Consider the following 26,911-nt stretch of genomic DNA (forward strand, 5'->3'; position numbering starts at 1 on the left):
AATTATTCAATTGCCGGTTTTTTATTTGATCGGGAAAATATTACACGGAATTACACAACAGTGATTTATTGCACTTGCACTATGCCTTCTTCTATTTTTGCTTTCCAGATTTGTGGGCCAGTGGTATGCACTGACTCACCGCGTGAATCCACTGCAACGGTAACAGGCATATCTTTAACATCAAATTCGTAAATTGCTTCCATTCCCAGTTCAGGGAAGCCAAGCACCTTGGCAGATTTAATTGCTTGCGCCACTAAATAGGCCGAGCCACCAACAGCCATCAGATACACTGATTTGTTGTCGCGAATTGCATCAATCGCGGTTGGACCACGCTCGGATTTACCGATCATTCCCAGCAGTCCGGTTTGCTCCAGCATAGTCCGGGTGAATTTATCCATACGGGTCGCTGTAGTTGGACCTGCCGGACCGACTACCTCATCGCGCACTGGATCAACCGGGCCGACATAATAAATAAAGCGGCCTTTCATGCTGACGGGTAATTGCTCACCCTTCGCCAGTAGATCAGTCATCTTCTTATGGGCGGCATCGCGACCAGTGAGCATTTTGCCGGATAACAAAATAGTCTCGCCGGTTTTCCACTCCAGCACGTCTTCGGGTGTAACAGTATCCAGATTAACGCGACGCACGCTATCGCCCACATCCCAACTGATTTCCGGGTAATCTTCCAATGACGGCGGGGTTTGCAGTGCCGGGCCTGAACCATCCAGCACAAAATGCGCGTGACGGGTCGCCGCGCAATTGGGAATGATAGCGATGGCTTTGTTCGCCGCGTGAGTCGGATAATCTTTGATTTTGATATCCAGCACGGTAGTCAAACCACCCAGACCCTGGGCACCAATACCCAGGCGATTCACTTTGTCGTATAACTCGATACGCAATTCTTCGTAGCGGTCTTTTGCACCGCGCGCTTGCAGTTCCTGGATATCGACCGGATCGAGCAATGCCTCTTTCGCCAGCAGCATGGCTTTTTCGGCCGTGCCACCGATACCAATCCCGAGCATGCCCGGTGGACACCAGCCAGCACCCATTTTTGGCACCTGCTCAAGTACCCAATCCACTACTGAGTCAGAGGGATTCAGCATCGCAAACTTGGTTTTTGCTTCCGATCCGCCACCTTTTGCCGCTACATGGACATCAACCGTGTTGCCGGGAACTATGTTGTAGTGAATGACAGCGGGGGTGTTGTCGCCGGTATTTTTACGCGTACCGTCCGGATCGGAAAGGATAGATGCACGCAGCACGTTATCCGGGTTCATATACGCGCGGCGCACCCCTTCATTCACCATATCGGTCAGGCTCATTTGCGCATCCCATTGGACATCCATCCCGACAGTAACGAACACGGTGACAATACCGGTATCCTGGCAAATCGGGCGATGCCCCATGGCACACATGCGCGAGTTAATGAGGATTTGCGCCATGGCATCTTTAGCGGCCTTACTCTGCTCGCGCTCGTAGGCCTGGTGCACGGCCTGGATAAAATCAACGGGATGGTAGTAGGAGATAAATTGCAGCGCATCTTCGACGCTGTCGATAAGATCTTGTTGGCGAATCACGGTTGGCATAATGGACTTCTCGATTGTTAGGTCGTAAAGCGGAACGGGTAAAAAGTGGCGACAATTCTACACCATGATGCTCGCTGCTGCTGAGTCCGCGCGACCACAATGCCGTCAAACCTGCACCAACAAAATGCATTCAACCAGGGCCCACTAAAAAGTACGAAAAACAGTCGACTTACTCTTTATGATCCCGTGCAAACAAACGCCAAACAGCTAGGCTTGAATAAACACCAATCTTAGGAATCAGCTGGTTATGAATTCTTTTTCACTGCGTTTCAAACTGAGCCTCAGCGTTGCCCTCATACTCGCGTTCAGTATGGGCAGCTTGAGCTTTGTAGCATGGCGTTCCATGTCATCCAATGCGAGCGAATCAATCGAACACAGTGCCAACTCGATGCAAGAAACCATCAATGGCCGACTGTACGATATAGCCCGCGCAACAGCGCTGGAGACGAGCGCACTGCTCAACCGCAATTTTGATATAGCCTTGCATCTGGCTGCTGCACTTAGCAGCACGGCGCGAGGCGCAACGGCGCCAAGCTACTCACGTGCGCAAATAAAACAACTCACTTACGACATCCTTGTGGCATCACCAGCCGCATCGGCGATATACGCGCAATTTGATCCCAATGGTTATGACGGGCGCGATGCAGAATTTGTCGGCGACAAACTGTATAGCTCGGATGTGGGCAGCGTGGGTATCTATTGGGTTGCCGACAACGGCAAGGCGGTGTTCAACCATGTCGCCTTCACTTCACAATCCGATGCGACCCGCGATGAAAATGGCCAGCGAAAATCAGAGTGGTATTTGTGCAGTAAAGACAGCATCAAACCCTGTTTGATGGAGCCCTACTTGTACGAGATCAACCCCGGTAATTCCATGTTGATGACATCGCTGGTTGCGCCAGTGGTCGTTAATGGCGAGTTTCGCGGTGTGGCGGGGATTGATATCAACCTCCCCGTATTACAGAAGCGTCTACTGGAGCAAGCCCAGATGCTCTACAACGGCAAAACCAGCATGTATCTGCTCAGCTCAGGCAATCTGGTTTTGGCAAGCAACCAACATCCGGAATATTTGGGCAAATCGCTTGAGGCAAACGATAAAGAATTATTCAACCTGCTCAAACAAAACACTCGCGACCAATTTATTCATAACAACCAAATCATTACCGTTCAGCCCATCAAAGTGGATGCAACGCAAAACCAATGGTCGATGGTCATAGTAACGCCGGCGGCAATTGCCTATGGCGTTGTCGATGAACTAAGCCAATCGCTGCAAGACAGTAGCGTAACTACCGCGACCAATATGATCATGCTCGCTATCGTATTGTTGGTTATCTTTGTGGCGGTGGTATCGCTCTGGATTAAAACCTCAACCCAACCGATTGTGCGCATGAGTGAAATGATGCGCGACCTTGCCAGCTCCGATGGCGACCTGACACGCAAATTAATTCCATCAAAAGACAAGGAATTAATTGACATGGCCGACGGTTTTAACCGCTTTACTGAAAAATTGCGCAGCATGATTATTGCGCTGAAGCAGGACTCGGAAAAACTCAAAGATCAAAGTAATAGTTTGACCGGCACATCGCGCAATACACGCTCTGCCACCGAGGTACAGGTTGCACAAATTCAAAATATTATGACGGCAATTCACGAGATGTCGGCAACCGCCAACGAAGTTGCGAAGCTGGCCAGCAATACGTCCACCGATTCCGAAGCCTCAGTTAAAGCGATCACCAACGCGCGGGATCTATTCCAGCGCACAGTGGAAGAATTTAAAGGTGTAGCGATAGATTTCTCCAACTCCAGCCAGAAAATCCAGTTGGTCGCGGAAAGCAGCAATAAAATCAGCGGCATTACCGATGTAATTCAAGGCATAGCAGCGCAAACCAATTTACTTGCACTGAATGCGGCAATTGAAGCGGCGCGTGCCGGTGAACAAGGGCGCGGTTTTGCCGTAGTTGCAGATGAAGTGCGCTCACTCGCTGCGCGCACCCAGCAATCGACCGAGGAAATTAAAAACCTGATCCAATCCTTGCAACAACAAGTTGACCAAACAGTTGTGCAAATTAACCAAAACACCCAGCGAGTGGGCGACACATTAGTCGAAGCAGAACATGCTTATGAACGCTTAACAACGGCAACGGAAGGTATGAACGCAATCACCGACAGCTCCTATCAAGTAGCTGCGGCTGCGGAAGAACAAAATCAGGTGACGGAGGAAATCAATCGCAATATTTCTGCAATTGGTGATGCGACCCAGGAATTGGAACGACTCTCCAACAGTATTTTTAATGCAAGCAACAATGTCGATAAAATTACCCAGGATATTGATAGCCATCTGGCACAACTGCGCTGCTAATTATTTGCGGGAAAGTAAAACCGCAATAAAAAAACGGGATCGATTTCGATCCCGTTTTTTCTTTCGCCAAGTACGAATTCAATCAAACGATCATTTTGGAGCCAAACCCAACTGTTGCTTGATTTGTAACAGCTCGCGGTTGGTGCTGCGACGATATTCATCGATTGCAGAAATCGCTTCTTCGTTATTGCGCAAACGCGTCGCTAAACTGTCCAATGCAGTTAACTCCAACTCCATTTTATCCAACCGCTCCCTCATATTTTGCACGCTTTGGTTTTGCTTGCTCACACTGGTACTCATGCCATCAATTTTTGCAGCAGCGGCAGCGGCTTCCGTTTTGTTTGCGGCAACTTCCTGTTTCAAGGACGCTATACCGGTTTTTGCATCGTTACCCAGTTTTTGCGCATTGGCGGCATCGCGTCCTACCGCCGTTATCTTTTCGGTATTTGCAGTAATCGCCTTACGGCTTTCATCTACCAAACCAGCAATACGACGAGTCTCGCCATCCAGCTTTTTCAAATTGACTTGCAGGGTTCCCACTGTTGCATTGGATTCTTCCGAGCTCAGGTTTAATTGTTGCTCCAACCCCCGAATGCGGGTGTCAGCTTGCTTGAGCGTCTCTTGAGCTTCAATGAGTTGCCACCCCAGAAACCCTGCGCCAGCTGCAGCACCCAGAGCAATTATCAGTGCTATCGCCGGCAAACTGCTTGACTGTGCTTGCGTGTAGGCCGGTGTTGAAGGTGGTGTGGATTTACGCGAAGGACGCGTAGGCGGATAATCATCGTCATGCGCTGGTTGTCGACGCGCGGTTTCAACTGGCTCAGACGCACCGCCAGGGGATAGTGTGGGTTCTCTGCGTTCCATAACAACAAATACCTTAACAATGAGACAGGGTCGATGAGTGATCAGTGTGCGCGCATTTTATAGCAGCAGCCAGTACAAACATAGGCCAAGAATTTTATTTAGCACAATAAAAAAACGGGCACAGAGGCCCGTTTTTTTATTATCGGTAAAATCCAATTACTTGGCGTAATTGTCGTTTACAAATTCCCAGTTTACCAACGCCCAGAAAGCATTCAGGTAGGTTGGACGCGCATTGCGGTAATCGATGTAATAAGCGTGTTCCCACAGATCCACAGTCAGGATTGGGGTAACCGATGCATCAGTCAATGGAGTAGCCGCATTGCTGGTATTAACAATAGCAACTGAACCATCGGCCTTTCTCACCAACCAGGTCCAGCTTGAACCGAAGTTATTGATGGCAGAGTTAGTAAAGTCTTCTTTGAACTTGTCGAACGAGCCAAATGCCTGGTTAATCGCATCCGCTACAGCACCGGTTGCTGCGCCGCCACCGTTCGGGCTGAGGCAGTGCCAGTAAAAGGTATGGTTCCAGATTTGCGCAGCGTTGTTGAACACGCCACCAGAAGAAGTCTTGATGATATCTTCCAAGCTTTTGCCTTCAAATTCGGTACCGGGGATCAAACCGTTTAACTTATCAACATAAGTTTTGTGATGCTTGCCGTGGTGGTATTCCAGGGTCTCAGCAGAAATGTGGGGAGCCAATGCATCTTTTGCGTAAGGCAATGCAGGTAATTCAAAAGCCATGATGTTTCTCCTAGTTCACGGTTGTTTAGGTTCTGTCTTGTTCTCGGTTCAAGTCGGTAGCGATAATAACAACTAAATGAAATTGGCATTATTAAAAATTCGCTATCGCTAAAAATAGGGATTATCAATTACTTGAAGCAATTCCTAAAAACAATTAGCAATTACCAGAAACAATTACGGCCCACTAGGGGCCGTAACGTTTATTCGGTAAGCTTACATCATGCCGCCCATACCACCCATGCCGCCCATATCGTGGCTATGGCCGCCACCTGCTGGTTTGTCTTCTGGCAAATCAGCAACCATGGCTTCAGTAGTAATCATCAAACCGGCGATTGAACCGGCTGCCTGCAATGCAGAACGGGTCACTTTAGCCGGGTCGAGGATACCCATTTCCAACATATCGCCGTACACACCGGTCGCCGCGTTGTAGCCGTAGTTACCAGTGCCTTTCTTCACTTGGTCAGCAACAACGGATGGTTCATCGCCAGCGTTGGCAACGATTTGACGCAATGGCGCTTCCATCGCACGACGCGCAATACCGATCCCGGCGTTTTGGTCTTCGTTGTCACCTTTCAGGTCAGCAATAGCAGCAACTGCGCGAATCAATGCAGTACCGCCTCCTGGAACCACACCCTCTTCTACCGCTGCGCGGGTTGCGTGCAGGGCATCTTCAACACGGGCTTTTTTCTCTTTCATTTCAACTTCAGTTGCCGCGCCGACTTTGATTACCGCAACACCGCCAGCCAATTTCGCTACGCGCTCTTGCAGTTTCTCACGGTCATAGTCAGATGAGGTTTCTTCGATTTGAACACGGATTTGTTGAACGCGGGTTTTGATTTCTTCAGCGTTACCAGCACCATCAACAATAGTGGTGTTGTCTTTGTTCATGGTTACGCGTTTTGCGGTACCCAAGTGCTCAATGGTAGCGCCTTCCAGATCCAGACCTACTTCCTCAGAAATCACCGTACCGCCGGTCAACACAGCGATATCTTGCAGCATGGCTTTACGACGATCGCCGAAACCAGGTGCTTTAACCGCAGCTACTTTTACGATGCCGCGGATGTTGTTCACAACCAGGGTGGCCAGCGCTTCGCCTTCAACGTCTTCAGCAACGATTACCAGTGGCTTGCCTGATTTGGCAACACCTTCCAGTACAGGCAGCAATTCGCGGATATTAGAGATTTTCTTGTCAACCAACAGGATGAACGGATGATCGTGCTCAACGCTCATGTTGTCCTGGTTGTTGATGAAGTAAGGTGACAGGTAGCCGCGGTCAAACTGCATACCTTCTACTACGTCCAGCTCGTTTTCGAGGCTGGTGCCTTCTTCAACGGTGATAACACCTTCTTTGCCTACCTTCTCCATTGCTTCAGCAATCAGGTCACCTACAGAAGTATCGCTGTTCGCAGAAATGCTGCCCACTTGAGAGATAGATTTGGTATCAACACATGGCTGTGCAATAGATTGAACGTGTTTAACAGCAGCAGTGATTGCTTTGTCGATACCGCGCTTCAAATCCATTGGATTCATGCCGGCAGCAACTGATTTCAAACCTTCGTTCACAATCGCTTGTGCTAACACGGTAGCGGTCGTAGTACCGTCACCGGCATCGTCAGATGCTTTGGACGCTACTTCTTTCAGCATTTGTGCGCCCATGTTTTCGAATTTGTCTTTCAGGTTGATTTCTTTCGCAACAGACACACCGTCTTTAGTAATGGTTGGTGCACCGAACGATTTTTCCAATACCACATTACGGCCTTTTGGACCAAGGGTCGCTTTAACAGCATCGGCCAAAACGTTTACCCCTGCCAACATGCGTTGACGTGCGCTATCACCAAATTTCACTTCTTTAGCTGACATATTTTCAATTCCTAAAAACTTTTGTTAAACCGATGAAGTCGACGCAATGCAACTTCACTAAATTCTTGTCGCAGTTGGTTTACACCAAAACAGCTTTGATATCGGATTCGCTCAGAATCACTAACTCTTCGCCATCAATGGTGATGGTGTCGCTGCCAGCGTATTTACCGAACACTACTACATCGCCTACTTTTACATCCAACGGACGCAACTCACCGCTGGCCAACACGCGGCCATTACCTACAGCTACCACTTCACCTTGATTAGGCTTCTCTTTCGCAGCACCGGACAAAATGATGCCGCCGGCAGTTTTGGTTTCTTCTTCTTTGCGACGAACTACAACGCGATCATGCAACGGACGAATTTTCATGGAACTTTGTCTCCTAACAAAACAGATTAAACATGCTTGGAACCAGGCTTTACTCCACCCGCACCGGCTAGATAGAGCATTATGATTCCGCGTGATGACATATAGGGACGGCCAGAAAAGATTCAAGGCCGTCAATAGGCCACCGATTTACAGGGGCTCCCCCCTTAAATATTAATCAAAAGGCGGTGACCTAAAAGCGGTGTCCCCTATCTGGGGCCGGGTTTAGCGATTTCAACGGAGAAAAGCAGGAAATTGTCGAAATAACGATGATTTAATCGTTTTTCGGCTCTTTGGACGCTGGCGCTTCAGGTTGTTGATCAATAAGTACACCAGATGGGGTTTTGTCAGCCTCTTTATGAACTGAACCCTGATGTTCGTATACATTGCCCGCGGCCGGATTAAATGGCCCTTGCTTGAATGGATGTGTTCCAAACCCAGCAGCATTGAAGCCTCGCGCACTGGCAGTGACCGCCACTTTTGCCAGCCAGCGCTTGAACAGCAACCGGCGTAAGAATGGAATAAAACACAGCAATGCCATGAAGTCGGTAATAAAACCGGGAATGATCAACAATATCGCGCCAATCGCCTTGAACAATCCATCAACCATGGTTTGTGCTGGCATAACGCCGCCGCGCATCCCTTGAGCAGCGCGCAACATGCTGGAGGCGCCCAGATAACGCAATAGGTTAATACCGAGAAAAATCATCGCGATCAACCAGACAATTACCGCCAAGGCTCCCACTTCCGAACCGATTGCAATCATCAACCAGAGTTCAAGTAGGGGTAATAACAGTAAAAACAGAACACGTATACGCATCAATCAAATCCAGAATCGTGGAGCCGGCAGTCTACCACTTGTAACTCATCCCCAGCGACATACGCGTATCCTTGTCGTTACGTGTCGGTTGCGGCTCGTTGTCGCGCCAATAGTCGATTTTGAATTCTGAGTAAATGCGCTTGAGGATCATCGAACTAAGACCAGTTGTAGTTTTGACACGCCAGTTAGGTTTGTCCTCAGTTGACTGCAGCACTTCGTTATTGTGGAAAAATCCAACCCCCCAGGGCAGGCGATAGCGAAAATCAGCCGCTACACGCACCGCCATAAATTCATCCTCGGTAGCAAAATCTTCCTCCACACTCGCGGGGAGCGTGTAGCGTTCATCCATGTAAGCTGCGCCCGTTTTCAGCGACAAGGCTTGATTGAGATTTTCGAAAAATTGATAACCCGCACCGGTTCCAAGACTGCGGTAATTCGCCATACCGCGATTGGGTTCGGAACCGGCCAGCACACTGTTGTACCAGAACCAGTGATCCGCCAGAAACCAGTCCAATGAATAGCGACTATTCCAGCGCTCCTGTGCGGGCGAGAAATTCCAGGATGCGCGTGCAAACTCACTGCCGACAACGTGACGGAAATCGCCGCGGCGAAACTCCATCTCACTTTGGATATTCCACTCATCGCGCACTTCATTGCCTCGCGAATAAGCGCCCCATAAATTCAACCGACCATGATGGACGTAAGCGCCCTTCTTATAATCCTCATAGGGCATCAGCGTTTGCACGGTGAGCAGCGGTGTGCGTTTTATCCGCGACGAATTTTCACATTGGTAAACCAGATGTTCTGCATCCATTTGCTTCAGTGAACATGCGGCCTTGCTGCCGTTGATCTTTAACGGCTTGCTGGACCGGATATTCTTGATATTGTTTTTTTTGAGCCACTGCTCGCCGAAGTTGGTCGATTTCCAAATCAAATAATCGCCATCGATACGCACCAATTCGCCTTCAAGGCGATCGCCGTTGTTTAATTCCACAACGCCGGCATGAGCGTAGGCACCCAACAATGTCCACAAGAGTACGACAAATGACTTCACAAGCAGGATTTCCGGTTTATTAGTTAGCATGAGTCAATTAAAGTGACCCCTCTACCACAGAGCAACGCCAGAAGTGTTAATAGTGTTAACTTAGGTTAGGTTTGGGTTTATTCCGGTAAATGCGAATATTTCTGCATCGATTTACCAAATCATTACAGGCACAACAGCGAAGATGATATCGACTTCCACCACGTCAGTAGCAACAAATCGCGAAGCCATCTATCTGGCGCTGATGACTATTCCAGCGGGCAAAGTCATTACTTATGGACAGCTTGCATCATTGGCAGGATTACCCGGCGCGGCGCGTTTGGCCGGCTCGGTGTTGTGCGGATTGCCGGAGAAAACCGAACTGCCGTGGCACAGGGTTATTAATGCACAAGGGAAAATTTCGCTTCCAGTCGACTCAGCTGCATATAAAAAACAATTGCAGCGGTTGAAAGCAGAAGGGGTGGAAATAAAAAATGGAAAAATCAGTTTGCGCATTTACGGTTACAATAACTAATCAGTCCCACGCTCGCGGGCAATAAATAGTTGGCCACACACCTTATGACATCATCTTCACAATCACTGCCCGAACAAGATAATTACAAAGGCTGGCGCGGGATCAAGCGCGCATTTGCAACACCATCGGCTTTCACCATGCTCTGTCTGGGTTTTGGTTCCGGCCTGCCTTTTTTTCTGGTGGGAATGACACTCTCAACCTGGTTGCGCGATACCGGTGTCGCACTTAGCGTGATTGGGCTGGTGAGTTACGCCAGTTTTTTTTATGTGCTGAAATTTTTATGGGCACCGCTGATTGACCGTTATCCATTGCCATTTTTGGGTCGTCGTAAAGGGTGGCTCGCATTTTCACAACTATTATTGATCGTCTCGTTGGCGGGCATGGCACTGACTGGCCCTACGTCATCATTAATCCTTTTTGTCGCCCTGGCAGGACTGACCGCTTTTGCAGGCGCCACACAAGACATAGTGGTGGATGCCTACCGCATTGAGATAGCGCCCGTGGAATCACAAGCCGCGCTCGCCGCCACCTACATTTTGGGATATCGCTTGGGGTTAATTATTTCCGGCGCAATAGCGCTTTATATGGCCGAGCTGATCGGTTGGACCAATGCGTATTTAGTAATGGCGGCGAGCGTTTTTTTACCGCTTATCGCGGGTTTGCTCTCCAAAGAACCTTCTGTACAATCATTAGCGGTGCGTGACATCTCTGTATGGGATGCATTTATAAAACCATTTCAGGAATTTTTTTCACGCAATGGGTTTTGGCTCGCGCTCGCGTTACTGGCATTTGTTGGGTTGTTTAAATTGCCGGACCAAATGATCGGCGTGTTAGCTGGCCCGTTTTATTTGGATTCAGGCTACACCAAAGCGGATATCGCAACGGTAGCGAAACTTTACGGAGTTTGGATTGGTATTACCGGTGCATTTTTAGGCGGCATTTGTATTGCTGCATTCGGTTTACGCTGGATGTTAGTCGTTGCCACTATTGCTGTGTCGGTGTCGAATATTGCGTTTTTATTAATGGCCCACTACCCGGCTGAGGCCTGGGCATTTTATGCTGCGATCAGCGCCGATAATTTATCGCAAGGATTCGCCGGTGTCGTATTAGTAGCATTTATGTCGAGCTTAACTAATCGCAATTTCACCGCAACCCAATATGCACTGCTTGCATCGCTCGCCAATTTACCGGGCAAATTTATTGGCGGCTTATCGGGTTATATTGTGGAAGCGTCCAACTACTCAACCTTCTTTATCCTGAGCAGCATATCGGTAGTACCCACGCTGATTCTGTTATGGTGGATATGGAATCGAATCCAGACAGATAAAAGCAATTAAATTTTACTCTACTGTTCTGCACCGATATAAAAAGCCGCCGGATTTCTCCAGCGGCTTGTTGCGATACAAACACAATCGCTCGAACACAACTAGTCCCTGAAATTTTCAAATTGCAACGGCATGTCAATGTCCTCGGCTGCGCGCAACATGGCAATCGCTTCTTGTAGATCATCGCGCTTCTTGCCGGTAATACGCACTTGATCACCTTGAATCGACGCCTGCACTTTTAGCTTGGCATCTTTAACCATACGGACAATTTTTTTCGCCAATTCAGTTTCTACGCCTGTGCGCACCACAATATCTTTCTTTACCTGCTTGCCCGCCGTTTTAACCGGTTTAACTTCCAAACAAGAAACGCCGATACCGTTTTTGTGCAGAGCGCTCCTTAAAGAATCCAACATAGCATCAAGTTGATATTCATTATCTGCAGTAATAGTAATTTCATATTCCTTGCGATCAAACTTGGCATCGACACCTTTGAAATCATAGCGACTGACGATCACTTTACTTGCCTGATCAACCGCATTGGTAAGCGCATGTTTATCGACTTCTGAAACCACATCAAACGATGGCATAACTAACCTCTTTCAAACAAACGAGTTAAACAAATGGCGCTTATACAACCAATGTTGCAAACGCAATCGCGCAAATCCAAAACAATAGCGAGCGCGAATAAAGTGGCACACTGGATTTTACCAAGGCAAATGAATAGGCCGGCTCAGAGTGAGTAGTGATTACATCGCCAGTCAAATCTTCGATGATATCCTGGGTTTCTTCTTCCATCCCTTCCTGCATTTCTGCTTTTTCTTCCGGTTTCATTTCTGCCATAGCGGCAGCCGAGCTATCTGTAGTGGCGCCAAGGGCGCCGCGTAAACACTCGTTCAATACATAGTCGGAAGAATTTTGCAGATCCAATAAATTTTTGCGCAGTGGGCAAGTTTCAAAATTCCCCACGAACGCCCAGGTTACGCCCATCAAACGCACGGCAGGTAATTCCAACAACCACAGCCATTTGCTTGCCAGCGCGGCAGACTCGCTGCCTGCAGATGAAAAATCGCGATACAAAACGCTTAAACGATAAATCAGCGCGCCAAATGGCCCGGCAATAAAAAACCAGAAGAGCACAGCGAACATGCGCTCAAAGCCGCGATACGCAAATACACGCAGCGCTTCGGTGTGTAACCCGCGCCAATCGCTGACTTCCGCATCGCTGCTAATAACATCGTGGCCACGCAATCGATCAAGCAGTTGTGCAGCAGCCACACTATCGCCACGTGTGGCGAGGGCAATGTACTCTTGAATATCTGCTAATAAATTCCCGCGCCCAAGGCTGTAGAGCAACACCGGCACGTAGAGAAAAAACAACCAATGGATTCCTGCGATTTGGTACACAAGCAAAAACAGAATCACCAGCACAGCCAATGGAATCAACAACGCCAATGCGAGTGGTAATGCCGGCGCAGAGGAAAGGCCGGGAATACCTTGCAGGCGATTAACTAACCATTTATACCAGCCGTCAAATTGGATGAAGCTGGCCGAACCGAGCCAGTAGACGATAGCGAGGACAACAACCAAACTGAGAAAAATCATTTTTGTTTAATCACTCTTCAGTCAAAAAAGAACAAAATGGTACTACCCAAGCGCTTTACGAAAGCGCAGCCAATCAAAAGCGGGCCCCGGATCAGTTTTGCGGCCGGGCGCTATATCGGAATGGCCGGTAATACGCTCAGCTGTTAGTTTAGGATAAGTCAGCATCAACTGGCGAGAAACTTTCTCCAGCGCATGGTATTGCGCATCGCTGTAGGGCATATCATCCGTCCCTTCCAATTCTATGCCGATACTGTAATTGTTGCAGTCGGCGACACCGGCAAAGCTGGAACTACCGGCGTGCCAGGCGCGTGCATCAAAAGGGACAAATTGCGTAATTTTACCGTCACGTTCGATGAATAAGTGCGCCGAAACCTTGAGTTCAGCAATAGTAGAAAAATACGGATGCAGGCTCGCATCCAGTTTGTTTTGGAAAAATTGCTGCACATAACCACCGCCAAATTCGCCCGGCGGCAAGCTGATATTGTGGATAACCAGCAAATCAATGGCGGTATTTTCGGGGCGCTGATTGAAATTAGGCGACAAACACTGCTCTGCCCCATCAAGCCAACCGTCATTAATCTGCTGCGGGTTTTCTGTCATCACGAGTTCTTTGTCACCATTTTATGCAGGAATAGTTCGATCTTCCGCCCACAAACGCAACTGGGTAATTTGCTCGGACATCACCACCGAAAGCGGGCTGGTAGCCGCAATTTCGCGCAATAAAATCCCGTTCGTCAGCGGTTTGCCCTCGGCGCCGGCAGAATAGAGCGCCGCGATAATAGCCTGCTCAATTTCCGAACCGGAAAAGCCGTGTGTTGCAGCAGCCAATTGTTCACAATCGAAATTCTCGCTGGCGCAATTACGCTTGCGCAGATGAATGGTAAAAATATCTTTGCGCACAATTTGCTCGGGCAAATCGACAAAAAAGATTTCATCCAAGCGCCCTTTGCGAATCAGTTCCGGCGGCAGGCGCGAAATATCATTACTAGTGGCGACAATAAATACGCGCGTGCGACGCTCTGCCATCCAGGTCAATAAAGTGCCGAGCAATCGCTGCGATACGCCGTTATCGTTACCGTCTTGCGCCATGCCTTTTTCAATTTCATCAAGCCATAACACACAAGGTGACATTGCATCGGCTAACTTCAATGCCTCGCGCAAATTGCGTTCGGTCTCACCGTGGAATTTATTGTAGAGCGCGCCGACATCCATGCGCATCAGCGGCAGGCCCCATAAACCGGCCACCGCTTTGGCGGCGAGACTTTTACCGCCGCCCTGTACACCGAGCAACAAAATACCTTTGGGGCGATCCAGTTTGGAATCTTCGTCGTTGAATGCGCCGCGCCGTGTTAACAACCAGCGTTTTAAATTATTCAAACCACCGACGTTGGAAAAATCTTCTGTCTGCTGCTCAAAGCTGATTACTCCTTCCATATCAAGCAACGCAAATTTGGCCTTATTGATACGCGGCAAATCATCTTCGTTGAGCGAGCCATCATTCCAGATCGCTGAGCGCACCAAACGGCGCACATCGCTCACGCTCATACCTTGTAAATTGTTCACCACTTTTTTCAGTGTGATGTTATCAGTCTTGACCCGCGCACCCGCGTGGCGATCCGACCAATCTTTTGCTTCTTCACGGATGATCTCCATGATCTTGTCATCATTGGGCAAGGTCAGCGAGTAAGACGCGCTGTAACGTGTCAGTTCCGGCGGCAAACGCAATTGGTAGCTAAGCAAAACCAATGTGTGCGGCACCGCAAAATGATTGAGTGCAATATCTTTCAACAAACGTACTACTTGCGGTTGATCGACAAGGAATGGATGAATATCGCACAATACAAATATCGCCGGTTGATGCTGTTGCTTGATGTGACGCAACATCTCTTCCGGTTCGTTCAGTAAATTTCCCTTGGGCACTAATTGCGGACCGAAATTCATCCGCGTGAGCCCTTCGGTAATGGACCAGCGATGCAAATCCTTGCCATGTTTATTGGCAACTTTAAGCAAGGTATCCAGCGCTTTTTTTTCTTCGAAGGTTTCTATTACCAGCAGCGGAATGCGGGAATCCAGTAATAGTTTTATCTCGTCAACATCTTGCACGCTTGTCTCCTTTCAGCCGGGCGAGCCACTTTCGTCTATTCAAGACCCCAGCATGCAGCGGGTGCGGCATCCTTGCAATGGGTTTGTAACTGTAAGTGGGCTTGTCGATATTGGAGTGCGATTTTTTTGCCCGTGCCCTCACCTGCAATTTCTGTTTAAATAGACCATCGTTTTAAGAGGAAGCCATCATGTCCAACAAGCATTTGAGCCTAATCGATAATTTCATTATCAATGCCGACCGCGCCCTACGCACCCTTGCCGCGGGCAATGACATGACCAGCGAGCGCCCATCGCCCGCACATCTATTGGATGAAGCCGACCTCAGCGAGGTCGAACGCAAAAAATCTGCCGCGCTGATGCGCGTTAACCACACCGGTGAAGTCTGCGCACAAGCGCTCTATCAAGGCCAGGCATTGACCGCCAGGTTGCCTGATGTGCGGGCGGAGATGGAGCATGCCGCTGAAGAAGAAATTGATCATTTGGTCTGGTGCCAGGAGCGAATCGAGTCACTGGGCAGCCATACCAGTTATTTAAACCCGGTATGGTATGGGCTCTCTTTCGCAATTGGCGCCGGGGCAGGTTTAGTGAGCGATAAAGTCAGCTTGGGCTTTGTCGCCGCGACTGAACATCAAGTCTGCAAACATCTGCAGGAACATCTGCACGAGTTGCCCGAACAAGATGCCCGCAGCCGCGCGGTGGTCGAACAAATGCTGGAGGACGAAGCGCGCCATGCCGATATGGCACTGAATGCGGGCGGATACAACTTTCCTGCACCCGTAAAAGGCCTAATGACATTGGTTTCCAAAGTGATGACAACAGCCAGTTATCGCATTTAACACCGGATATATCCTGGAAAAGTGCTATCACTTAAAAACAAAATACCCGCAGTAAGCGGGCATTTTTTCTTTCATCAAATCGATCACAAATCAGGCTTCGCAGATCTCGTAAGAGTGGGTAATTTCAACTCCACCTGCTTCCAGCATAATCGATGCAGAACAATATTTAGTCGCCGATAATTCCACCGCCCGTTTTACTTGCGCTTCTTTCAATTCTTTACCGGTAACCAGGAATTTCATATGAATCTTGGTAAATGGCGATGGCACACCTTCGGCGCGCTCGGCATCCAACTCACAGCGGCAATCAGTCACCTGCTGACGCGCTTTAGTCAAAATACTCATCACATCAAATGAAGAGCAACCACCCAAGCCAAGCAGCAGCATTTCCATTGGGCGGACACCGGTATTACGGCCACCATGGTCTGGAGGGCCATCCATTAAGACAGCGTGGCCACTGCCCGATTCACCCAGAAACTGCGCCCCATCAACCCATTTCACTACCGCTTGCATAGACATACCCGTTGTAATATTGCACCCTAAAATAGGCGGCTAGCGTAACACAGCGCGCTGAAAAATCGAAAATGTCGCAAATTTCAACATATGTAATGTAAATGGTGACTTTTTGTAGACAATTCAATTGTCTAGGCTTATAACTGCATCACAAATTCTCAGGTTGTCATGGCATATCTATAGCAGTGTGATGGCCTTGTCGTCATAATAAATTTCATATTTAAATTAGTAATATAAAAATCCATCAACAGGAGCCACACCTTGGTCGCTGTCTCGCTTACACCGCACATAAAGAATGTGGAAGAGTTTTTAATTCATTGTCACCGTCGCCGTTATCCCGCCAAAAGCACCATCATTTACGCGGGCGACAAAAGTGATTCCTTGTATTACATCGTGAAAGGCTCGGTCACTGTTTTGATCGAAGACGATGAAGGTCACGAAATGATTGTTGCCTATCTTAATGATGGTGACTTTTTTGGTGAAATGGGTTTATTCGATGAAAAAGATTCGCGCAGTGCCTGGGTGCGTGCGAAGTCTGAATGTGAAGTGGCTGAAATCAGTTACGCTAAATTTCAGGAAATTTCCGAATCTCATCCCGAATTTTTATTCGCACTCGGCAGCCAGATGGCTCGACGCTTGCGCGCTACTACCCGCAAAGTAGGCGATCTCGCTTTCCTTGATGTAACTGGCCGCGTTGCGCGTACCCTGCTGGAACTCTGCAAGGAGCCGGATGCGATGACTCATCCTGATGGTATGCAAATTAAAATTACCCGTCAGGAAATTGGCCGCATTGTTGGCTGCTCACGTGAAATGGTAGGCCGCGTACTTAAAACCCTGGAAGAACAAGGTTTGGTAATGGTGAAAGGCAAAACCATGGTTGTATACGGCACGCGCTAATACGTTCACCCGCCATAAAAAAATAAAGCCCGCTGATGCGGGCTTTATTTTTTGTGCGTTAAAACCAAACCTGTAGATTTAAGAAAAGAACTCTGCCAAGGCTACACCAGGCTCATCTGCGCGCATAAACGCTTCACCGACTAAAAAGGCATGTACATTTTTAGCACGCATCGCTTGTACATCCGCAGGAGCGAGAATCCCGCTTTCAGTTACCACTATGCGATCACTGCCAATTTTATCGAGCAGTTTATAAGTCGTTTCTAAAGTCACATCAAACGTGTGCAAGTTGCGATTGTTAATGCCGATTAATTTATTCGGCAACTCCAACGCAATATCCAGTTCAGCTTCATCATGTACCTCTACCAATACATCCAACCCGATAGAGTGGGCCAGCATATTAAGCTCCTTTAATTTCTCCGCTGTGAGCGCAGCCACGATCAACAATACACAGTCAGCACCCATCGCGCGCGCTTCGTAAATCTGGTATTCATCGACCAGAAAATCCTTGCGGATCACCGGCAAACTCACTGCCGACCGCGCTTGTTGTAAATAGGCGTCAGCACCCTGGAAGAAATCCACATCGGTTAATACCGATAAGCAAGCTGCACCGCCCTGCTCATAGGAGCGCGCAAGCTCGGCTGGAACAAAATGCTCACGAATGACGCCTTTGCTGGGCGACGCTTTTTTGATTTCCGCAATTACGCCGGATTTACCCCGGGCAATTTTATTTTCAATTGCCTGAACAAAACCGCGCGCAGGTTCCTGCTGAGCAGCGCCCCGCTTTAATTGCTCCAGCGAAACCTGCGTTTTACGCTCGGCAATTTCTTCCCACTTTCGCGCAATAATTTTACGCAGTACTGTTGGTGTATCTGACATGGAGCTTTCCAAAATCGTTTTACAAAGATTTATTGCAAATATTGAGTAAAGGCCGCCAGCTCACGGATTTTTTCACCCGCAAGACTGCTGCCAATGGCATCGCGAGCCATTTCCACACCGTCAGACAAGGTGCTGGCAACGCCACTTACATAAATCGCTGCACCGGCATTCAGCGCGATAATATCGGCCGCTTTTTCTGCGTATTGTCCGCGACGATTACCTAATGCATCGCGAATCAATAACAGCGAATCCTCAGCATTACTTACACTTAAACCGATCAAACTTTTGGATTGCATACCAAAATCTTCCGGTTTGATGATGTATTCGCGAATTTCACCGTTCTTTAATTCAGCAATCTGGGTCTCGGTGGCCAGACTGATTTCGTCCAAGCCATCTTTTGCGTGAACTACCATCACATGTTCGCTGCCAAGCCGCGCAAGCACTTCGGCCATAGGTTTGCACAGTTCGCCATTGAAGACACCAATTACCTGCCGCTTTACATTGGCCGGATTGGTCATAGGGCCAAGCATATTAAAAATGGTGCGCATTCCCAATTCTTTACGCGGGCCAATGGCATGACGCATCGCGCTGTGATGCGCCGGAGCAAACATAAAGCCGACCCCGATCTCACGCACGCAACGGGCAACTTGTTCGGCAGTGATATCCAATTTAATCCCGGCAGCTTCCAATACATCGGCGCTGCCGGTTGAACTTGAAACTGAGCGATTGCCATGCTTGGCAACACGACCGCCCGCTGCAGCAACAACAAACGCACTTGCCGTAGATATATTAAACAGGTTGGCACCGTCGCCACCGGTACCACAAGTATCCACCAGATAATTCACATCAATATCTACTGGTGTTGCCAATTCACGCATCACCATAGCAGCACCGGTAATTTCATCGAGGGTTTCGCTTTTCATACGCAAAGCAACGAGGAAACCGCCAATTTGGGCAGGCGTAGCGCCGCCTGTCATCACCGAGCGCATGACAGAAATCATCTCATCTGTACTCAAATCAATCTGCGCGACTAATTTCGTTAACGCTTGTTTGATATCCATTGCCATTTACCTTTCTATGAGCAAGTGCCGAGACATCGAAAGTACCGGTCATCGCAAGTGCACTTGTTTGTTGTAAGTAAACTAAAAATACTACACAGCAAGAAATTAATAAGCCGTTAAAAAATTGCGCAGCATATCGTGGCCATGCTCGGTCAAAATTGACTCGGGATGAAACTGTACACCTTCCAGTGCGAGAGTCTTATGCTTGACGCCCATAATTTCCGCCATGCTGCCATCGTCATTTTGCGTCCAGGCAGTAATTTCGAGACAATCCGGTATCGATTCTTTTTCAATCACCAACGAGTGATAACGTGTTGCCTGAAACGGATTGTTCAATCCGGCAAATACACCTTTGTTGTTGTGATACACAGGTGAAGTTTTACCATGCATCACAAAGGGGGCGCGAATCACTTTACCGCCCAATGCCTGGCCAATACTTTGATGCCCCAGACAAACGCCTAAAAGAGGGATTTTTCCAGCAAAGGTTTTGATAGTTTCCACAGATATGCCGGCCTCTGTTGGCGTGCAAGGCCCGGGAGAGATAACAATTTTTTCCGGCGCAAGCGCAGCAATTTCGTCGACAGTAATTTCATCATTGCGCACGACTTTTATATCCGCGCCCAGCTCGCCGAAATATTGCACCAAGTTGTAGGTAAATGAATCGTAGTTATCAATCATCAGAATTTTAGGCATTATAACACCTTAATTTTATTGGAAATTTTTGATTAAGACTCATGCCGTTATATACACCATTACACACATTGATAGTGGATTTCAGTGGAACAGCCGCCAGAAAGTAGTTTTGACTGGTTACAAAAGTAGAAAGCAGTTCTAACGCTTGCTCATGAAGCACGCACCACTTGAGCGGGAGGATAGAGTGTCGCCTGGCAACAAAAGCCAACGCGCGCTGTGAAGGTATGGCGCACAAAGGGTTATTGGTAACGGGGATATTTAAAGGCATCTGGCAATCTCCTGAGTTCTTGGAGCCGCCGTGCCGGAGAGCCATCCGCTGACCTTTCTGCCGATACGGCGGCAAGGCGCGGTCGAGGCCGCAACGACATGCCGCTTCCTTTATTGGAAGCGCCACCACTGTACAGTGTTGGTCGAAGCGGTACGGATCATGGCAAAACCTGAATTCAATTTAATTGGGAAAGTGCTCGGGGAAATGGTCTGCTCCCACAGCAGCTTCATATCGAATTATTGTAACACGCCCCCCCTATCTGCCGTCTACTGTTATACCCTTGATCGCCAGCAAGCTTCTCGAAAACGAGGCCACAATAAAGCCAATAGTTGTTTCATTAATGATGCTGCTGGTTGCCGCAGGCTAGGATATTGGTTAGGACTGGAGCGCAAATCACACTGTACAGTCATCCCGATATGATCATTCGCCTTACCACCGGTAATGTACCTGAATCAGCAACGTTTATTGCTATGCTTGCTAAACCATCATCGGATGAGTTGAGCCGTTTAGATTGAAAATAAATTATTTGATGTAGGCCAAGAGCAATAACAAAGAGGGTTAAGTTTGATTGATCTGAAAAAAAGCAATGTGTTTTTAGACCCATGCCCTTTGAAAGAAGTTTTTCTGCATAAAAATTTTCTACAACATCATACATGGCGTTATGACTGAAGGAGAACGGTAATGAAAAAACAAATCTGTATTTTTACCACTATATGCGCTTACTTGTTGTTGGTAGCGACATCAGCCAACGCCTGTACGCGTGCCGTCTATCAAGGTCCCGATGGGCTAGTCATCACCGCCCGATCCATGGACTGGAAGGACGAGATACCCGCCAATTTGTGGTTGTTCCCCCGAGGGATGCAACGACATGGAGCGGTTGGCCCTAACTCTGTCACCTGGACGTCCAAATACGGGAGCATCGTCACAAGCGCATTCGATATATCCAGCACGGATGGGATGAACGAGAAAGGTCTTGTCGCCAATTTGCTATGGCTTGCTGAATCCAGCTACCCGACGTATGGCCCCAGGCAAAAGGGGTTAAGTGTCGCCGCCTGGGTACAATATGTGCTGGATAACTTCGCCACAGTCGAAGAAGCAGTGAAGGCACTGCGCAAGGAATCCTTCGTGGTGGTTTCGTCGGATATTCCGGGTACAGATAGATTTGCGACGCTGCATTTATCGATCTCTGACGCTAAGGGTGATAACGCGATTTTTGAATATGTCGACGGCAAGCTCGTTATTCACCACGGTATGTCCTACACGGTGATGACCAACTCACCGGTTTTCGAGAAACAGATTGCGTTGAATGAATACTGGCAACAGATCGGTGGCCTTACCATGCTGCCGGGAACCAACCGCGCTGCTGATCGTTTTGTGAGGGCGTCGTTTTATATGAATGCTATCCCCAAAACCAGTGACACCAGGATCGCCGTTGCCAGTGCCTTCAGCGTTATCCGCAATGCCTCTGTTCCCTTCGGCATTTCATCTGCAGAAGAGCCGAACATTTCTTCGACCCGCTGGCGATCCGTATCTGACCAGAAGAACCTTGTTTATTATTTCGAGACAGCACTAACACCCAATACTTTCTGGGTGGACTTGAAGAAGTATGATTTTGGTAAAAATAGTCTGGTCAGGCGCCTCCTTGTCAATAACCACCAGATGTATGCGGGCAATGCACTTGATTCGTTCAAGGTGGCTGATCCGTTTGTGTTCGCGGGTTTATGACTTTGGCGGCATGAGCGTCAATTTTTTAGGGTGGTCTGGATGGTCGACGATATCGCCACCAGGCCAGCGCACCAAACACAACAATCAACACCAATAAATTCACAATCTCCTGCGTTGCCTCGGCAAAACTGGCGCCCAGTTGGTTGAACTTCACCATGATGTTGATGCCCGGAGTCGAGGGCAGCAGTTTGGCCAGCCACACCAGCCATTCCGGTGTCGATGTGGCTGGCCAGGAGAGATTGGACAGGAAGAAGAATGGCAGGGAAGTGACCAGGATCAATTGGTAGGCCCGCTCGCGGGTGCGAAAAAAGCTTCCCAGAAATAAACCCAGTGTCACTATCGCGCCGACAAATAACAAGCCGCCCACCAGCAGGCCCGCGAAATTTCCACCTTGCGGATAATCCTGATACCAGAACATAAACCCGGCGTAATAGAGCATATTGGTAAAACCGATCAGCAGGCAGGCGGTGGCAATGCCAATCAGTTGGGTGCCGGAGAAAAACAATCGTCCTTTCCGTTCGCGACGGGTTCCTGTCATCACCGCAATCCCAATCAATAAGGTTTGCTGCACAATCAACTCGGCCACACCGGTGACCAGTGCGCTGCCGTAACCTTCCCGCGTGTTGAACAGTGGCCGCTGCACCAGGTACAAGGGTGGTTGTGCTGCCGCACCGGCAAAAGCGGCCTGCCTGACCGCCGCTTCGCGGGCAAAACCGGTGATGGCATCGCCCAGCCCTGTGAGCAGGGTATTGGCCCGCCCGAGCCAGGCGCCGCTGGCATAGATAGCCATTTTCCCCTGGTCGCCACGCAGGATATCCCGCTCAAAGCCGCTGGGGATGACCACAAAACCCTCGGCCTTCATGGCGGCAACCTGGGCGGCGGCTTCCGTTTCGCTGTCCACCTGGGCAATCATATGCACGGCATTGACGCGCTCGATATGGCGTATCAATTCCCGGCTGAGGGCGGTGCGATCCTGATCGACAATCACCACCGGTTGTTCACTGGCCACCTGTTGCCGATATCCCGTGGGATAAAAAAACGAGTAGAGAATAACGGCACCCACCATCACCATAACCACGGCACGATCGGTAAAAATAGCGCGAAAGGTGCTGACAAAAGCTCCCAGAAAAACTGTGCGATATTTTTGCATGGCCATGTGGGTCATCGCTGCCCCCAGGTGGAGGGATCAAAAACCGCCTGGCGGTAAGCGCAATAACCAATGGCCCCCGGTATCAGGATAAACAATACCAGCGCCCCCAGATGGGTGAAAGTCACCGCCGCCGGTGCGGCCAGATAGCGCTCCGCTGCATCCAGTTTCACATAGCTGGTAAAGGGCAAGAGGTAATGCCAGGTGCGGGCGAACAGGGACGCGCCGTCGATGGGAAAGGTGGCGCCGCAAAAAGCCAGCGAGGTTCCGGCATACAAGCCGACGCCCGATAAGGCAGTGCCCATATTGCGCACCACACCGGACAGCAGCAGCCCGATGGCGGCATAGGCGGTGTACAACAACACTTGGCCCGCCAGCAGCGCCATCAGTGAACCGGCAATGCCATCGCCGCGAATCACACTCACCCACAACACCGCCGCAAAACCGTAGAGGGAAAATACGGGGATATAGAGCAGCCATTTGCCGAGAATGGCGCCCGGCAGGTTGCCGCCGCATTCTTCCAGCCAGTGTCCGGCAGTGCCATCGCGCAGTTCGCGGCAACAGGCACTGGTGACGGCCACGCACAACATCAGATGTAACACGCCGGGCAGCAGTAATCCCAACAGGAATTGTTCAAAGCTGCGCGCCGGGTTGTACAACACGGTTACCTGGGCGCTGACCGGGGCGGGCTTCAATACGCCTACGCCCTGTTGCAGGGCGGTGTGTTCCAACACAATCCGGCCGGAGAGATTTTTTACCGCCGCATCGATATCGCGAAAGGCGGTGGCGCCTGCGGTGGTGAGTGCCGCGTTATAAAACGCGAACAGTGTGGCGGGTTGGCCGCGCTGGATCCGGTCATCGGTATCGGCGGGAATATGTATCACCGCATCCACCTGCATGGCGCGCACCAGCGGCCAGGCCTGATGCAAATCCAGCGGATGCGAGCGCACATCCAATGCCGGTGCCGCTTGCAGCGCGCGAATCAATTCCCGGCTGACCGGGCCGCGGCTGTCATCCACCACGGCAACCGGCAACGCACGGGGCACCGCGCTGTAAAACATCGCTGCAAACAGGATCATGGTCAGCCAGGGAATCCAGGTGATCAGGGCCATGTCCCAGGGTGAGTGACAGAGGAATTGCCACTCGCGTTGCGCCGAGCGGCGCAGCGATGCCCGAAAGCCGGTCACGGTTGCGGCCACGGAAACAGCACGCTCATCCCCGGTCGAAAATTGGCAACCGGCTCCACCGGCCGGGCGCGCACTTCAAAACTTTTTACATCGTAACCCGCCGATTGCCGGGTTGCCCGCCAGGTGGCGAAATCGCCCGCCGGGTTGATAAAGTACACCTGAAAATCAACCCCGCTCAGCCCCAACGCGGGAATGTCGCCTTTGAGTGTGCGGCCCATGCTCACACCGCCAAACTGATCTTCCCGCAGGGTGAAGGACACCCACAGGTTGTCAATATCCACCAGTGTAAACACCGGATAACCGGCAGGCACCAGTTCGCCCACATCGGCCAGGCGCTTGCTGACTTCGCCCGAGGCCGGCGCCAGCCCCAAAGTTTCATCGCGAGCCGCGGTGACTTCGGCTACCGCCGCTTCGGCCTGGCGCACCTGGGCATCGGCTGCATCCTTGTCTTCGCGGCGGGCACCGGCCAGTGCTTCATCGTATTGCGCGCGCGCTGCCTTGGTCAGGGATTCGGCGGCACTTGCCTGGGCCAAGGCTTCATCGCGCTGCTGGCGGGAGATCACGCCTTCCTGATGCAAGCGGTCGAGGCGCGTGGCCGTGGTGCGCGCCAGATCCGATGCGGTTTTTGCGCGCTGCCAGTTGGCCTCGGCAGCGCGAATTTGTTCGGCTCGTGCACCCTCCTCGGCTTTGGCGGCCTGGGCGCGAGCCGCATCCAATACTGCAGTGGCCTGGCGAAATTTGGCTTCTACTTCCGGGCTGTCGAGGGTGAACAAATGCTGCCCGGTAGCGACACGTTCACCCTCGCGCACATGCAGTTCGGCAATCCGGGCCGGAATTTTTGCCGACACCTTGACTGAATCGGCATCGGCCATGCCTTGCACCAATCCCGTGGTGGTGCGGAAAGCCAGCCAGAGCCCGACGAGGACAACGGCCAGCGCCAGCAAAACAGCCAGCAGCAACAGGCGAGGAAGGGAGGAGCGGGTATGGGTCATGGTGAAAGCACCTTGTTGGCTTGGCGAAGGTAATCGCTATAGCGATCGGTCTGTCCGCTGACATCCAGCAACTGAATCAAGGCAAGGTCAAATTGCCAGGCCGCCAGGGCGCGATCAATGCGGGTTTTGCCCAACTGGAGGCGGGCGTCAATCACATCCAGGGAGGTTGCCTGCCCCTCCCGGAATGACAAACCTTGCAAACGCAGGTTTTCTTCGGCACTGGCCAGGGCATTGTCGAGCAGGGTAAATTGCTGGCGCGCACTGTCAGCTGCCAGCCAGGCGCGAGCCACGCCGATTTCCAGTTTGACAGCGGTATCGCGTAAACCGTACTCCGCTTGCAATTGCTGGCTGCGTGCCGCACCCAGTTGGCGCGGGCGATCTTTATTGGAAAAAAGCGTGTAACTCACCCCGACACCAAACGCCCAGTCGGATTCGGTGAGCAGCGCGTCTTCGCGTTTCAGATCGTATTGGCCGAACAGATACACCCGCGGCTTCCAGTTGGCCTGTTCCACCCGCACTTTTTGCCGGGCCTGCTCGCCCACCGCGCGCAGTTGCGCCAAACCCGGGTGCTGGTGCAAGGCAGCCTCAACAAAAGACTCGACAGGCTCCAGCGGTGCCTGCACGACAAACAGCGGCGATAAGGGTTGAACGGGAAACTCGCTGCGCAGCAATCCGGCCAGTGCCGCTTCGGCACCGCGCAGGTCATTGATTGCCTTGAGGTATTCGCGCTCGGCATTGTCCAGCGCTACCTGCGCCTGCAACAGTTGGGCGCGGGTGGCAAAACCCTCGCGCTCCAGTTTTTGCGCGTGCCCATAGTGTTCCTGCAAACCGTCGCGAACCTCCAATCGCACTGCAACAACCTGTTGCGCTAACTGCTGCCCGAAGTAGGCCTCCACCAGTTGCACGGTTTCATGCTGGCCGGTTCGGGCCAGCAGGGCGTCCGCTTCGTCCGCTGCAGCATCGGCGGCGGCTTTGGCCGCACTGATTTGCCCGCCAGTCCAAACCGGCATCACCGCCGTCACAATCGGGCGGGTGCGCCAATCGGTTTCTTCAAATTCAAGCGGGCTGGGAATACCGAAAGCCTCGGCCACCGGCGCCAGCGAACCCAATGGCAACTCAAGGCTTTTCTGAAAACGTAGGCGGCGTACATCGATGGACACATCCGGGTAGGACAAACTGCGGCTGGCCTCGGCCAGTTGGCGACGGCTCTCCACCTGGTTGCGCGAACTGGTCAGGGCATCGGAGACTTGCAAGAGGCGCTCTTGTGCCTCCTCAAAATGCAGCGCCAACGGCTGTGCCTGCACGGCAAAGGAATTGAATGTGGTAAGGGAACAAAGTGTCAGCAGTACCAGCAACCTGCGACCGAGGAATATCGGCATAATGTTTCCTTTCCTTCCCACCAAGTGAAATATAGGGAGAGTATAAGATCCCAACCCATTTAATCCAGTTTCAGATTATCCTCTGGTTGCCTGCTTTCCCCCTTCACTGCCCCCACCCCAACTCAGGCTGGAATCCAACCTCACTTCTCGTTTATCA

25 protein-coding genes are annotated in these 26,911 nt (G+C 50.5%); 6 read left to right on the forward strand and 19 right to left on the reverse strand.

Going from position 1 to position 26,911, the window contains the following annotated elements; translation table 11 throughout:
- Nucleotides 1–65 precede the first annotated feature (65 nt).
- Nucleotides 66–1,586, reverse strand: a complete 1,521-nt coding sequence (locus AC1RJL_RS08675; RefSeq protein ID WP_492912954.1) for a fumarate hydratase — start codon at nucleotides 1,584–1,586, stop codon at nucleotides 66–68.
- 247 nt (nucleotides 1,587–1,833) lie between these two features.
- Here AC1RJL_RS08675 and AC1RJL_RS08680 point away from each other — a divergent pair, with 247 nt between their 5' ends.
- Nucleotides 1,834–3,945 (forward strand): methyl-accepting chemotaxis protein, encoded by a 2,112-nt coding sequence (locus tag AC1RJL_RS08680; protein WP_492912956.1) that lies wholly within the window; start codon nucleotides 1,834–1,836, stop codon nucleotides 3,943–3,945.
- 90 nt (nucleotides 3,946–4,035) lie between these two features.
- On the opposite strand, the gene AC1RJL_RS08685 is transcribed toward AC1RJL_RS08680, so the two are convergent.
- The 6 genes from AC1RJL_RS08685 to AC1RJL_RS08710 form a co-directional block, all read right to left on the reverse strand.
- On the reverse strand, nucleotides 4,036–4,809 hold the full coding sequence (locus AC1RJL_RS08685; RefSeq protein ID WP_492912958.1) for a hypothetical protein: 774 nt from the start codon (nucleotides 4,807–4,809) through the stop codon (nucleotides 4,036–4,038).
- 156 nt (nucleotides 4,810–4,965) lie between these two features.
- Nucleotides 4,966–5,550, reverse strand: coding sequence for a superoxide dismutase [Fe] (gene sodB / locus AC1RJL_RS08690; RefSeq protein ID WP_492912960.1), 585 nt, complete (start codon nucleotides 5,548–5,550; stop codon nucleotides 4,966–4,968).
- A 213-nt stretch (nucleotides 5,551–5,763) separates the two neighbouring features.
- On the reverse strand, nucleotides 5,764–7,410 hold the full coding sequence (gene groL / locus AC1RJL_RS08695) for a chaperonin GroEL (RefSeq protein ID WP_492912962.1): 1,647 nt from the start codon (nucleotides 7,408–7,410) through the stop codon (nucleotides 5,764–5,766).
- A gap of 79 nt (nucleotides 7,411–7,489) precedes the next feature.
- On the reverse strand, nucleotides 7,490–7,780 hold the full coding sequence (locus AC1RJL_RS08700) for a co-chaperone GroES (protein WP_492912964.1): 291 nt from the start codon (nucleotides 7,778–7,780) through the stop codon (nucleotides 7,490–7,492).
- Between the two features lie 271 nt (nucleotides 7,781–8,051).
- Complete coding sequence (locus tag AC1RJL_RS08705; RefSeq protein WP_492912966.1) at nucleotides 8,052–8,597, reverse strand: FxsA family protein; 546 nt, start codon at nucleotides 8,595–8,597, stop codon at nucleotides 8,052–8,054.
- A 31-nt stretch (nucleotides 8,598–8,628) separates the two neighbouring features.
- Nucleotides 8,629–9,651: a DUF481 domain-containing protein gene (locus AC1RJL_RS08710; protein WP_492912968.1), complete on the reverse strand. Its 1,023-nt coding sequence runs from the start codon at nucleotides 9,649–9,651 to the stop codon at nucleotides 8,629–8,631.
- 172 nt (nucleotides 9,652–9,823) lie between these two features.
- Between AC1RJL_RS08710 and AC1RJL_RS08715 the strand changes: the two genes are divergently transcribed.
- A complete protein-coding gene (locus AC1RJL_RS08715) occupies nucleotides 9,824–10,153 on the forward strand; it encodes an MGMT family protein (protein WP_492912970.1) in 330 nt (109 codons plus the stop codon).
- Between the two features lie 44 nt (nucleotides 10,154–10,197).
- Nucleotides 10,198–11,490, forward strand: a complete 1,293-nt coding sequence (locus AC1RJL_RS08720) for an AmpG family muropeptide MFS transporter (protein WP_492912972.1) — start codon at nucleotides 10,198–10,200, stop codon at nucleotides 11,488–11,490.
- A gap of 89 nt (nucleotides 11,491–11,579) precedes the next feature.
- Here the strand turns inward: AC1RJL_RS08720 and AC1RJL_RS08725 are convergent, their stop codons facing one another.
- From AC1RJL_RS08725 to AC1RJL_RS08740, 4 genes are read right to left on the reverse strand one after another with little or no spacing between them, the layout of a single operon-like run.
- On the reverse strand, nucleotides 11,580–12,065 hold the full coding sequence (locus AC1RJL_RS08725) for a YajQ family cyclic di-GMP-binding protein (protein ID WP_492912974.1): 486 nt from the start codon (nucleotides 12,063–12,065) through the stop codon (nucleotides 11,580–11,582).
- Between the two features lie 40 nt (nucleotides 12,066–12,105).
- Nucleotides 12,106–13,080, reverse strand: a complete 975-nt coding sequence (ampE, locus tag AC1RJL_RS08730; protein ID WP_492912976.1) for a regulatory signaling modulator protein AmpE — start codon at nucleotides 13,078–13,080, stop codon at nucleotides 12,106–12,108.
- A gap of 42 nt (nucleotides 13,081–13,122) precedes the next feature.
- Nucleotides 13,123–13,680 carry a 1,6-anhydro-N-acetylmuramyl-L-alanine amidase AmpD gene (gene ampD / locus AC1RJL_RS08735; protein ID WP_492912977.1) on the reverse strand — a complete coding sequence of 186 codons (558 nt, stop codon included), beginning with the start codon at nucleotides 13,678–13,680 and terminating at the stop codon, nucleotides 13,123–13,125.
- A 21-nt stretch (nucleotides 13,681–13,701) separates the two neighbouring features.
- Entirely contained in the window at nucleotides 13,702–15,183 is a 1,482-nt protein-coding gene (locus AC1RJL_RS08740) for an AAA family ATPase (protein ID WP_492912979.1), read from the reverse strand.
- Nucleotides 15,184–15,371: 188 nt separating this feature from the next.
- On the opposite strand from AC1RJL_RS08740, the gene coq7 reads away from it, so the two are divergent.
- Nucleotides 15,372–16,019 (forward strand): 2-polyprenyl-3-methyl-6-methoxy-1,4-benzoquinone monooxygenase, encoded by a 648-nt coding sequence (coq7, locus tag AC1RJL_RS08745; protein ID WP_492912980.1) that lies wholly within the window; start codon nucleotides 15,372–15,374, stop codon nucleotides 16,017–16,019.
- A 90-nt stretch (nucleotides 16,020–16,109) separates the two neighbouring features.
- Here coq7 and AC1RJL_RS08750 read toward each other — a convergent pair whose 3' ends face one another.
- A complete protein-coding gene (locus AC1RJL_RS08750) occupies nucleotides 16,110–16,529 on the reverse strand; it encodes an OsmC family protein (RefSeq protein WP_492912981.1) in 420 nt (139 codons plus the stop codon).
- Nucleotides 16,530–16,790: 261 nt separating this feature from the next.
- On the opposite strand from AC1RJL_RS08750, the gene crp reads away from it, so the two are divergent.
- Nucleotides 16,791–17,426, forward strand: a complete 636-nt coding sequence (gene crp, locus AC1RJL_RS08755; protein ID WP_394982205.1) for a cAMP-activated global transcriptional regulator CRP — start codon at nucleotides 16,791–16,793, stop codon at nucleotides 17,424–17,426.
- A gap of 78 nt (nucleotides 17,427–17,504) precedes the next feature.
- Here crp and trpC read toward each other — a convergent pair whose 3' ends face one another.
- The 3 genes from trpC to AC1RJL_RS08770 all read right to left on the reverse strand — a co-directional run bounded on the left by trpC (nucleotide 17,505) and on the right by AC1RJL_RS08770 (nucleotide 20,056).
- Nucleotides 17,505–18,302, reverse strand: coding sequence for an indole-3-glycerol phosphate synthase TrpC (trpC, locus tag AC1RJL_RS08760; protein ID WP_492912982.1), 798 nt, complete (start codon nucleotides 18,300–18,302; stop codon nucleotides 17,505–17,507).
- Between the two features lie 29 nt (nucleotides 18,303–18,331).
- On the reverse strand, nucleotides 18,332–19,363 hold the full coding sequence (gene trpD / locus AC1RJL_RS08765; protein ID WP_492912983.1) for an anthranilate phosphoribosyltransferase: 1,032 nt from the start codon (nucleotides 19,361–19,363) through the stop codon (nucleotides 18,332–18,334).
- Nucleotides 19,364–19,468: 105 nt separating this feature from the next.
- Entirely contained in the window at nucleotides 19,469–20,056 is a 588-nt protein-coding gene (locus AC1RJL_RS08770) for an anthranilate synthase component II (RefSeq protein ID WP_492912984.1), read from the reverse strand.
- Nucleotides 20,057–21,005: 949 nt separating this feature from the next.
- On the opposite strand from AC1RJL_RS08770, the gene AC1RJL_RS08775 reads away from it, so the two are divergent.
- Nucleotides 21,006–22,049 (forward strand): linear amide C-N hydrolase, encoded by a 1,044-nt coding sequence (locus tag AC1RJL_RS08775; protein WP_492912985.1) that lies wholly within the window; start codon nucleotides 21,006–21,008, stop codon nucleotides 22,047–22,049.
- A 25-nt stretch (nucleotides 22,050–22,074) separates the two neighbouring features.
- Here the strand turns inward: AC1RJL_RS08775 and AC1RJL_RS08780 are convergent, their stop codons facing one another.
- The 4 genes from AC1RJL_RS08780 to AC1RJL_RS08795 are packed head-to-tail and all read right to left on the reverse strand — an operon-like array spanning nucleotide 22,075 to nucleotide 26,754.
- Nucleotides 22,075–23,214: an ABC transporter permease gene (locus AC1RJL_RS08780; protein ID WP_492912986.1), complete on the reverse strand. Its 1,140-nt coding sequence runs from the start codon at nucleotides 23,212–23,214 to the stop codon at nucleotides 22,075–22,077.
- The gene (locus AC1RJL_RS08785; RefSeq protein ID WP_492912987.1) at nucleotides 23,211–24,395 is read right to left on the reverse strand and encodes an ABC transporter permease; all 1,185 of its coding nucleotides are present in this window, start codon (nucleotides 24,393–24,395) and stop codon (nucleotides 23,211–23,213) included. The genes AC1RJL_RS08780 and AC1RJL_RS08785 overlap by 4 nt, the downstream gene beginning before the upstream one ends.
- Nucleotides 24,380–25,375 (reverse strand): HlyD family secretion protein, encoded by a 996-nt coding sequence (locus AC1RJL_RS08790; protein WP_492912989.1) that lies wholly within the window; start codon nucleotides 25,373–25,375, stop codon nucleotides 24,380–24,382. Before AC1RJL_RS08790 ends, AC1RJL_RS08785 begins: the two co-directional genes overlap by 16 nt.
- Nucleotides 25,372–26,754 carry a TolC family protein gene (locus AC1RJL_RS08795; protein ID WP_492912991.1) on the reverse strand — a complete coding sequence of 461 codons (1,383 nt, stop codon included), beginning with the start codon at nucleotides 26,752–26,754 and terminating at the stop codon, nucleotides 25,372–25,374. Before AC1RJL_RS08795 ends, AC1RJL_RS08790 begins: the two co-directional genes overlap by 4 nt.
- Nucleotides 26,755–26,911 lie beyond the last annotated feature (157 nt).

It is taken from the genome of Cellvibrio sp. GW822-FHT04B05, assembly GCF_058800985.1.